The 7,829-nt window shown below is 52.4% G+C and carries 6 protein-coding genes and 2 pseudogenes; 1 reads left to right on the top strand and 7 read right to left on the bottom strand.

Going from position 1 to position 7,829, the window contains the following annotated elements; genetic code table 11:
* From paoC to paoA, 3 genes and pseudogenes are all read right to left on the bottom strand, one after another.
* A pseudogene (gene paoC, locus QZF50_RS21570) lies at nucleotides 1-693 on the bottom strand (aldehyde oxidoreductase molybdenum-binding subunit PaoC); the annotation flags it as partial.
* Nucleotides 690-1,646: an aldehyde oxidoreductase FAD-binding subunit PaoB gene (paoB, locus tag QZF50_RS21565; RefSeq protein ID WP_000643328.1), complete on the bottom strand. Its 957-nt coding sequence runs from the start codon at nucleotides 1,644-1,646 to the stop codon at nucleotides 690-692. The pseudogene paoC and the gene paoB, both read right to left, overlap by 4 nt.
* On the bottom strand, nucleotides 1,643-2,332 hold the full coding sequence (gene paoA, locus QZF50_RS21560; protein WP_000070694.1) for an aldehyde dehydrogenase iron-sulfur subunit PaoA: 690 nt from the start codon (nucleotides 2,330-2,332) through the stop codon (nucleotides 1,643-1,645). The genes paoB and paoA overlap by 4 nt, the downstream gene beginning before the upstream one ends.
* A 417-nt stretch (nucleotides 2,333-2,749) precedes the next feature.
* On the opposite strand from paoA, the gene QZF50_RS21555 reads away from it, so the two are divergent.
* Nucleotides 2,750-3,364, top strand: a complete 615-nt coding sequence (locus tag QZF50_RS21555) for a YagU family protein (RefSeq protein WP_001019920.1) — start codon at nucleotides 2,750-2,752, stop codon at nucleotides 3,362-3,364.
* 247 nt (nucleotides 3,365-3,611) lie between these two features.
* Here QZF50_RS21555 and QZF50_RS21550 read toward each other — a convergent pair whose 3' ends face one another.
* The 4 genes and pseudogenes from QZF50_RS21550 to ecpC form a co-directional block, all read right to left on the bottom strand.
* On the bottom strand, nucleotides 3,612-3,941 hold the full coding sequence (locus QZF50_RS21550; RefSeq protein WP_001303809.1) for a YkgJ family cysteine cluster protein: 330 nt from the start codon (nucleotides 3,939-3,941) through the stop codon (nucleotides 3,612-3,614).
* Nucleotides 3,942-4,253: 312 nt separating this feature from the next.
* Nucleotides 4,254-4,964 carry a fimbrial chaperone EcpE gene (ecpE, locus tag QZF50_RS21545; RefSeq protein ID WP_001305432.1) on the bottom strand — a complete coding sequence of 237 codons (711 nt, stop codon included), beginning with the start codon at nucleotides 4,962-4,964 and terminating at the stop codon, nucleotides 4,254-4,256.
* Complete coding sequence (gene ecpD / locus QZF50_RS21540; RefSeq protein WP_001323478.1) at nucleotides 4,933-6,576, bottom strand: fimbrial adhesin EcpD; 1,644 nt, start codon at nucleotides 6,574-6,576, stop codon at nucleotides 4,933-4,935. Before ecpD ends, ecpE begins: the two co-directional genes overlap by 32 nt.
* Nucleotides 6,566-7,829 (bottom strand): annotated as a pseudogene (ecpC, locus tag QZF50_RS21535) (fimbrial usher EcpC); the annotation flags it as partial. The pseudogene ecpC and the gene ecpD, both read right to left, overlap by 11 nt.

The raw sequence follows: 7,829 nt of genomic DNA, 5'->3' as shown, positions 1-7,829 counted from the left end.
CACATTCTCCACGGGAACTTTCAGCGTTTTTGCCAGATCGGTGCGGCACCAGTCAATCATCTGATTTGAGGTCCAGAGGGTAAGCTTATTTCCATCCCAGACGGCCATCGAGGCATGCGGCTCCATCGCCATATGGCTCTGGTCCGGGGTCGTGTAGGTATCATCAATCTTCACCGCAGCGGAGGTGAAAGCCCCGTCAAAGTCACCGACGTTTTTGTCGGGCGTGTCTTCCGGCGGCTGATTGACGGCCTGTTTTTCGTCCGCCAGGGAGTAAGCTCCTTTATTACGGCGATAGTGTGCCTGCACCAGCGAGGCCGCCGCTCGCGCCTGTTCGAAGGTCTCGGCCACTACCAGCGCAATGGCCTGATGATAGTGCTCAATAGTGGGGCCGCCTAACAGTCTGGCGGTGTTTTTGTCGCCTTTGCCGAGTGCCCCGGCGTTACTGGCGGTAATGACAGCCAGTACGCCCGGCGCTTTTTGCGCGGCGTCCGTATCAAGGGCGGTGAGGCGTCCTTTGGCAATGGCGGAACCGACGATATAGCCATAGGCGGCGTTGGGGGCTTCTTCATGCCATTCGTAGGCGTAGCGTGCCGTGCCGGTAGTTTTCAGCGGTCCGTCGATGCGGTCATGGGGACGACCGACAACCTTCAGCTGATCGATCGTGTTTTCCCCTGCGGGTTTATCAAATTTCATGCCTGTGCCCTCGCTTCAGCCAGTACGGAGGCAAGCGTTCGCTTCGCCAACAGGAGTTTAAAGGTGTTTTCAGCGGTGGGATGGGCGCTGGCGAACAGCGTGTCATATACGGCCTGCGCCCCCTGGGATAGCTGAGCATCCGCAGCCTCAATGCGCCAGGGCTTATGTGCTACTCCGCCCAGCGCGACGCGCCCGCTGCCGTCAGGGTGAATAATCGCCGCGACCGATACCAGGGCAAAGGCGTAGGAGGCGCGATCGCGCACCTTACGGTAGATATGTTTTCCGCCGAGCGGTGGAGGTAACGTCACCGCAACGATAAGCTCACCGGGAAGCAGGGCGGTTTCAATGTGCGGCGTTTTCCCCGGTGGGTGATAAAAATCAGCCAGTGTGATACTGCGAGTCTTTCCCTCCGGCGTGATGGTTTCCACCACCGCATCCAGCAACCGCATTGCGACCGCCATATCGCTCGGATGGGTGGCTATGCAGGCTTCACTTACGCCTACCACCGCGTGCTGACGGCTAAAGCCTTCAAGCGCCGCGCAGCCGCTCCCGGGCAGGCGCTTATTGCAGGGCTGATTGGTGTCGTAAAAATAGGGGCAGCGCGTGCGCTGGAGCAGATTACCTGCGGTGGTTGCCTGATTACGTAACTGACCAGATGCGCCAGCGAGCAGGGCGCGGGAGAGTACCGCGTAATCACGACGCACGCGCTCGTGAGCCGCCAGGTCGGTGTTCCGTACCAGTGCGCCGATGCGCAGCCCACCCGCGTCGGTCACTTCAATCTTATCGAGCCCGAGGCCGTTCACATCGATAAGGTGGGTGGGCGTTTCAATTTCCAGCTTCATCAGGTCCAGCAGATTGGTCCCGCCCGCGATAAATTTTGCGCCGGGTACGCGCTGAGCGCTAAGTGCCGCCTCGGCTGGGGTGTTCACTCGTTCATAGGTAAACGCCTTCATGATTTTATCTCCCCCGCAGCATCTTCAATGGCGGCAAGGATGTTAGCGTATGCACCACAGCGACAGATGTTGCCGCTCATACGTTCACGGATCTCATCGGCAGTTGTTTCTGGAGCGGAAACCAAATCGACCGTGACGTGACTGGGAATGCCGTCCTGAATCTCTTTTAGCACCGCTACTGATGAGCAAATTTGCCCGGAGGTGCAGTAGCCGCACTGGAAGCCATCATGCTTGATAAAGGCCGCCTGCATGGGGTGAAGATTATCTGGCGAACCCAGGCCTTCAATGGTGGTGATCTCGGCCCCCTGATGCATGACTGCAAGCGTCAGGCAGGCATTAAGCCTGCGACCATTGACCAGCACGGTACAGGCTCCGCACTGTCCGTGATCGCAACCTTTCTTGGTACCGATCAAATGCAGATTTTCACGCAAAGCGTCCAGTAGCGTGGTTCGGGTATCCACCTCAAGCTGCTCGGTTTTGCCGTTCACCTTCAGTGTCAGGGGCATTATCTCTGGCGCGGGTGTAGCTGCCGGAACGCTTGCCGCCAGCGTAGAATGAGGATAAACCACGGCGGTCGCCGCTGTTGCGGCGCTCACTTTAATCAGATCGCGACGGGTCAAACTTAAATCGTGCGGCTCGTGCTTCCCAACCCGATTATCTTCGGGGTATTCGCCTTGGTTGCTCATACCAGGCCTCCGGTATTCTAAAGGGGAAAATAAGAGTGCGTTGCGAGAGTGCTGATGCTTTTTTAAACGTTAAGCATAGTCGGCGACAGCAGGAGGATTATTCTTAAAACGCGAATGCAGCTATGAGCCCGGCTAATAAATTCATGTTCGCCGGGATGTTGATGATGATGGGAGCTGGTTTATTGCTTTAGTTGTACGATGCAAAAACCAATAAGGAAACCTGTGATTTTCAGCTCTGCATCACCCTGCAAATCTCTGTCACTTCTAATATAAAAATAGGGAGAAATGATGGAGCTTATATTCATTGGCGATTAGGAAACTATCTTGTTATACAAAACAATACAGTTCTTTACATTTGCCTTGTTTTATGAATACTCCTGAAGAGGTGTATAACATAATGGTACAAGCAGGGTAGATATGAATATATTTGAACAAACTCCACCGAACCGCAGACGTTATGGTCTTGCTGCATTCATTGGGCTGATTGCTGGCGTTGTTTCCGCATTCGTGAAGTGGGGGGCTGAAGTTCCATTGCCGCCACGTAGCCCGGTGGATATGTTTAATGCAGCGTGTGGCCCGGAATCATTAATCAGGGCTGCAGGCCAAATTGATTGCTCGCGTAATTTTCTCAATCCACCGTATATTTTTCTTCGAGACTGGTTGGGGCTGACAGATCCCAATGCGGCTGTTTATACCTTTGCCGGGCATGTCTTTAACTGGGTTGGTGTTACGCACATTATCTTTTCGATAGTGTTTGCTGTCGGTTATTGTGTGGTCGCTGAAGTATTTCCAAAAATTAAACTCTGGCAGGGCTTACTGGCAGGTGCTTTAGCCCAACTTTTTGTTCATATGATTTCATTCCCTCTCATGGGACTGACGCCACCTCTGTTTGATCTCCCGTGGTATGAGAATGTTTCTGAAATTTTTGGACATTTAGTCTGGTTCTGGTCTATTGAAATTATTCGCAGAGATTTACGAAACAGAATTACTCATGAGCCAGACCCTGAGATCCCTTTAGGCTCAAACAGATAATGCATTGAATGATAAAAATGGCGCAAATACAGCGCCATTTTTATAGGTTAAAAACATTGCTTTTTATATTCTGATTCAGATAGTCAGTGAGTATATCGCGCTACTTCAGGATGATGTAGATCCGAAGAACGCTACAGAAGAGAGGCATTGTTGCTGGCAAATAGAAGAAGTATCGGGTTTTGTTACCCCTGAAAAACGAAGCCCCGCTATTATCGCTGGCGGGGCAGTGCAATTAATTATTGTATGTTTATAACGGTGTCAGCCCGTATTTAGCCCTTGCACGATTGCAAGCCTCATTGACGACTCCGTTCTCACCAGACATGGCAAATTCTCTGCATGTGGACGATCGATTTTTATATATCGTGCAGCAGGCATTTTTGCCCGGGGTTCCTGCAAGGGCAATACATCGGGGGTTTTTCTGATTGGTACCGCTCATGCATCGGTGAAAAGGGGATATTTGTTCAGTGAGCCTGGCGGGAATAGTACCGCCAGCATCGTCGGCTTCGGCCCAGTAAAAAGAGACGCGGAAAAATGCACAACAGGCACCACACGTCATGCATGGATTCAGATTGCTCATAATTCACCAGTACAGCTAAAAATCGTAAAGAGAACAGCGGTACATCGTATGTAAGAACGTACCGCGGTTGGCTGGGGAACTTTCGATAGTGTGAGTATTGAATGATTTCCAGCCGTTACCGATTTTACGTACTAATTCGTGATTAAACCACTCGTTAGCAGGCTGCCTGATACCTTTCCGTGTCTCCTGAACACTATGGTGTGCATATGAGAAAGCCCATCGTTACAGGTGATATTGACGATCGCTTCCACATCATTTAAACGATTTTTGGGGCTCTGAGGTGGAATTCTTCCCTCGACCGATGGATAAGTCTTAGTCCGCCGAAGGGGGCTTAGCCGGACAGGAATCGCTAATCTTAATGAATTTGTCGTTATAGACCAGATAATGATTCCCCGGCTGACGTAACTCAGGCTGATGAACCACGTCTCCCGGACGTAGATACCAGGCATCGCCTTCCTCTTCGGTCGAATCACATCCTGGCTTAATCAGTAGCTTAAACCATGTGTTGCCAGTGTTACTTACCGTTCCTGTCACCTTGTCGAAGGACCATTTAAACTGAACCTGACGTGGTCGTACTACCAGAATGGTATCCATCACCACCACCGGCTCCGTGCTGACCTCGCCGCCGGTTGGGCTACGTCTTGTCTGGTTACGAGTGGGGACTTCGCGAAATGAGACCCGGTAGTAGCGCTCGCGGTTATCCCGTGGACCATGATAGTAAAATTTAAAATACTCGCTCTCACCAGCCTGCAACGCCAGTTGGCGGGGGGCGAAAAGCAGTTCACCATCCACCGGTCGGGTGCGCAATTCACTGCTGCCCGGGCTATCAATAGCACTGATGGCAATACGGTATATCCGTGCGCTTTTGTTGTTATTCACTACACGTTTGCTGACAAAGTCAGTCTCGGACGGCAGCGAAAATGTCAGATTGCCGACCGAAATCGCCTGTGTCAAAGGTGCCGCCAGCATACAGACCGCTGTCAGCAGGGCCTTAGTTAATGTTACGCCACGTCGCCTGAACATGAATCTCTCCTGAAGCGCTGACTTCGCCAAACCAGCCGTTATCATCTACCGTACGCAGCGAAATGGCGTTATCCATTGGAATCGAAAATTTGACTGTGGTCTTATCCATCTGCCCCACTTCGCCAGAGATATCAGTCCACGGTGTGGTCAACCACAGCGCATCGGTCATATCCCGCCAGCTATCATCGCACCCGGCATCGTAGGTTTTTGTAGCTCCGTTGCGGGTAATAAAGGAAAGTGTCGCCGGGAACGGTACTTTCGCCTTACCGTCATCGGAGCTGAAGACACAATAGGAGCGCCCGCCAATCACCTGCGCGGGTCCGGTCACCTTGATCAGCACTTCGTCGGCAGCTGTTTTACCGCTGGTGGTTACGATATAGCCGAAATCGAGTGCCGACTCGCCGCTGCCAACATATCCCTCCCGCGACGGTGTCTGAGTATATTCATCGGAGATAATACTGATGCTGAAATCACGGGGTTTGATAATCAGCGTGTTGGAGGTAGAAAATTCATACCAGCCAGACTCCGGTGATGTGGTGTTCTGAAAGCGAAAGTTGAATAGATCTTTGGTGTTGATATCGCTGATCCCGAGGTTCACCATCTGCTTAAAGAAGTTGCTCGAGAAGAAAACATAGATCGAGTCTGCGCTCTTCATCTCGTTGAAGGTGTAGTAATAGGCGGTATTGCTCACCGGTTTCCATGAACTGCCATTCAGACTGAACTGCATATCGTACGCCCCGACGGCCGAGGCTAACGACGAGTTGGCGATCGCCGGGAATATATGGATTGAGGTGTTGCTGAGTCCGTTTGTTTGCAGGGTATAGTTGACCATCTTACAACTTAATCCTGAAAGGCTGCCGATGGTCTGTGTCCGGCAGTCGGCGTTCCCTTCGCCCAGAGTCGGTACTCCGTCGCTGTTGATAAATACCTCCGCCAGCGAGTGGGTATTTATTAACCGCAGATTTGCTGCTTTCGTATGGGTGACGTTGCGAACATACCAGTTGCCGGAGGCCTGATCCTTACAGCGTGCGCCGCTGCTGGCGTCATAGTTCACAGAGGTCTGGCAGGCATTGATGGTCATTGTAAAGCTGCTGCCGACGGGCATTTGTTGCAGATACTGGTAAAACGCGTCTGACAACATGCCGTGCATCCACTTCGCGCCGCCGCTGGTCACCGTCGCGCCATAAAATCCACTGGCGTCGGTGGTTTGCGGCAGGATAAGACTGGTGGTCATATTACACCCAGCGTACCAGTTGATGCAGCGCAAGCCAGTTAAAGGAGATGAAACTGGTGAATTTTCCAGCCACATATCAAACTTCCAGTTGGTATAAAGGCCGGTGTTGTAACCGTTATCAATGTAGCCGAGGCTTTGCTGATAGATGGTTCCTGAACCAGTGTATTTTAAACCGGTCCAGCGGTTGGCACCGGTCAGGCGCGGATCCAGCGCCCCGCCAGGAGTGACGAAAAAGTTGTCGTCTGAGTTGTTTTCGACAAACACAAACTCGCGTGCCGGTGCATCCGCCCAGGTTGTTTTGCTCACTGCCGCTCTGAGCTCAGTTACTGGCCAGATTAGCGCGAAAATTATCATCGTTATTAGTAGGTTAACTCTCATTCTCTTCTCCTGTCTGCGTCACCGCCGCCCACGATGAGAGGCCGCTGCAGACCACATCACCGACCCAGACGGCACCGCGCGCCTGGTTGAGTTCCAGTGCCACTTCGCAGGTTTTATTGCCACTGTAGCGAAAATCGATAGTGGGATATTTCTTATCCACGTCCATGACAAACTCGCCGTTTTCATCGGTTCGGGTTCGGCCGATATGGTTGTTAATCCGTGCGTTAGCCAGCAGTGTGCCGTCTTCCGCACGGATACGACCGGAGACGGTAACCATCTGCTTCACCTCTGGCTCAATGACAGCGACATTGCCTGGATAGAGAGTCAGATGGCTTTTGCGGCCGCTGACGATATCGTAGCTGTCGAGTGAGTTTTTGCTGTTCTGTAACTCCACCTCATATCTTCCATAGGGAGAGAGCGGGAGATAGTTACGCTTGCCGTTAAGCGGGAAAATCCGCCCGTTGATTTTGGCGCTGATCTGACCGTCGTCCTCCAGCCCGGTGTTGAATATCACCCCAGCGTTGCCATCAGTCCGCCCGCTGGCAGCGATGTTTTTACCCTGCCAGCCGACGCTGCCATTGGCGGTCAAGTTGGTATTGATGTAGCCGTCCGCCGCGCTATTGACGTTCAGCGTTCCGCTGGCGTAACGAGCGTCGAACTGTGCATACGCCCCACCGCTGAGGGTTTTGTCATCACCGGTATCGCCGGAGATGGCACGTGACAGATTGGCACCAACAGTGCGAATGGTTCCTTCATCAAACTGTTTGCGTGCTGACAGGTTTGCCATGGTGTAGCCGTTTTGATGGGTCATCCCTGCGCTAAACCAGTTGCCCAGTGGTAGCGAGAGATCGAGAGCGATATATTTCCCTGTATTGGCGTTGTTATAGCGCTGAATACCGGCCCGCAGGCCAAGCGAACCAAAGGGACCGCTGTAGACATTTTGATAGTAATCTGCCGTGTAATAATGGCTGTTGTAACGGCGGTCATCATTGTAGCTGATGCTGAATGTGCCCAGCTTCGACCACAGTGAGTTCAGGTTGAGTGTGCCGCCGATTGCACGGTTGTCGGCATCGCTACGTCGCAATTGATTGCCAATGCGGGTTTTTTCCTGGTTAACCCACAGCGAACTAAAGCCTCCCGGTAGAGTGGCGCTGATGCTGCCGATGCTGCTCCATGAGCTGTCACTGGCCAGCATATTTTGCAGGTTAACGTTGATCGCCCCCCCAAGCGGCAGCGTCAGACGGGTTTCACCC

Origin of the sequence: uncultured Escherichia sp. (assembly GCF_948475835.1) — a bacterium.
GTDB lineage: Bacteria > Pseudomonadota > Gammaproteobacteria > Enterobacterales > Enterobacteriaceae > ECMA0423.
This window is presented reverse-complemented; position numbering and strand designations above follow the sequence as displayed.

What these genes read in the sequence shown, in the direction of transcription:
- paoB (WP_000643328.1), bottom strand. Translation starts at nt 1,646, where the DNA reads ATGAAGGCGTTTACCTATGAACGAGTGAACACCCCAGCCGAGGCGGCA.
- paoA (WP_000070694.1), bottom strand. Translation starts at nt 2,332, where the DNA reads ATGAGCAACCAAGGCGAATACCCCGAAGATAATCGGGTTGGGAAGCAC.
- QZF50_RS21555 (WP_001019920.1), top strand. Translation starts at nt 2,750, where the DNA reads ATGAATATATTTGAACAAACTCCACCGAACCGCAGACGTTATGGTCTT.
- QZF50_RS21550 (WP_001303809.1), bottom strand. Translation starts at nt 3,941, where the DNA reads ATGAGCAATCTGAATCCATGCATGACGTGTGGTGCCTGTTGTGCATTT.
- ecpE (WP_001305432.1), bottom strand. Translation starts at nt 4,964, where the DNA reads ATGTTCAGGCGACGTGGCGTAACATTAACTAAGGCCCTGCTGACAGCG.
- ecpD (WP_001323478.1), bottom strand. Translation starts at nt 6,576, where the DNA reads ATGAGAGTTAACCTACTAATAACGATGATAATTTTCGCGCTAATCTGG.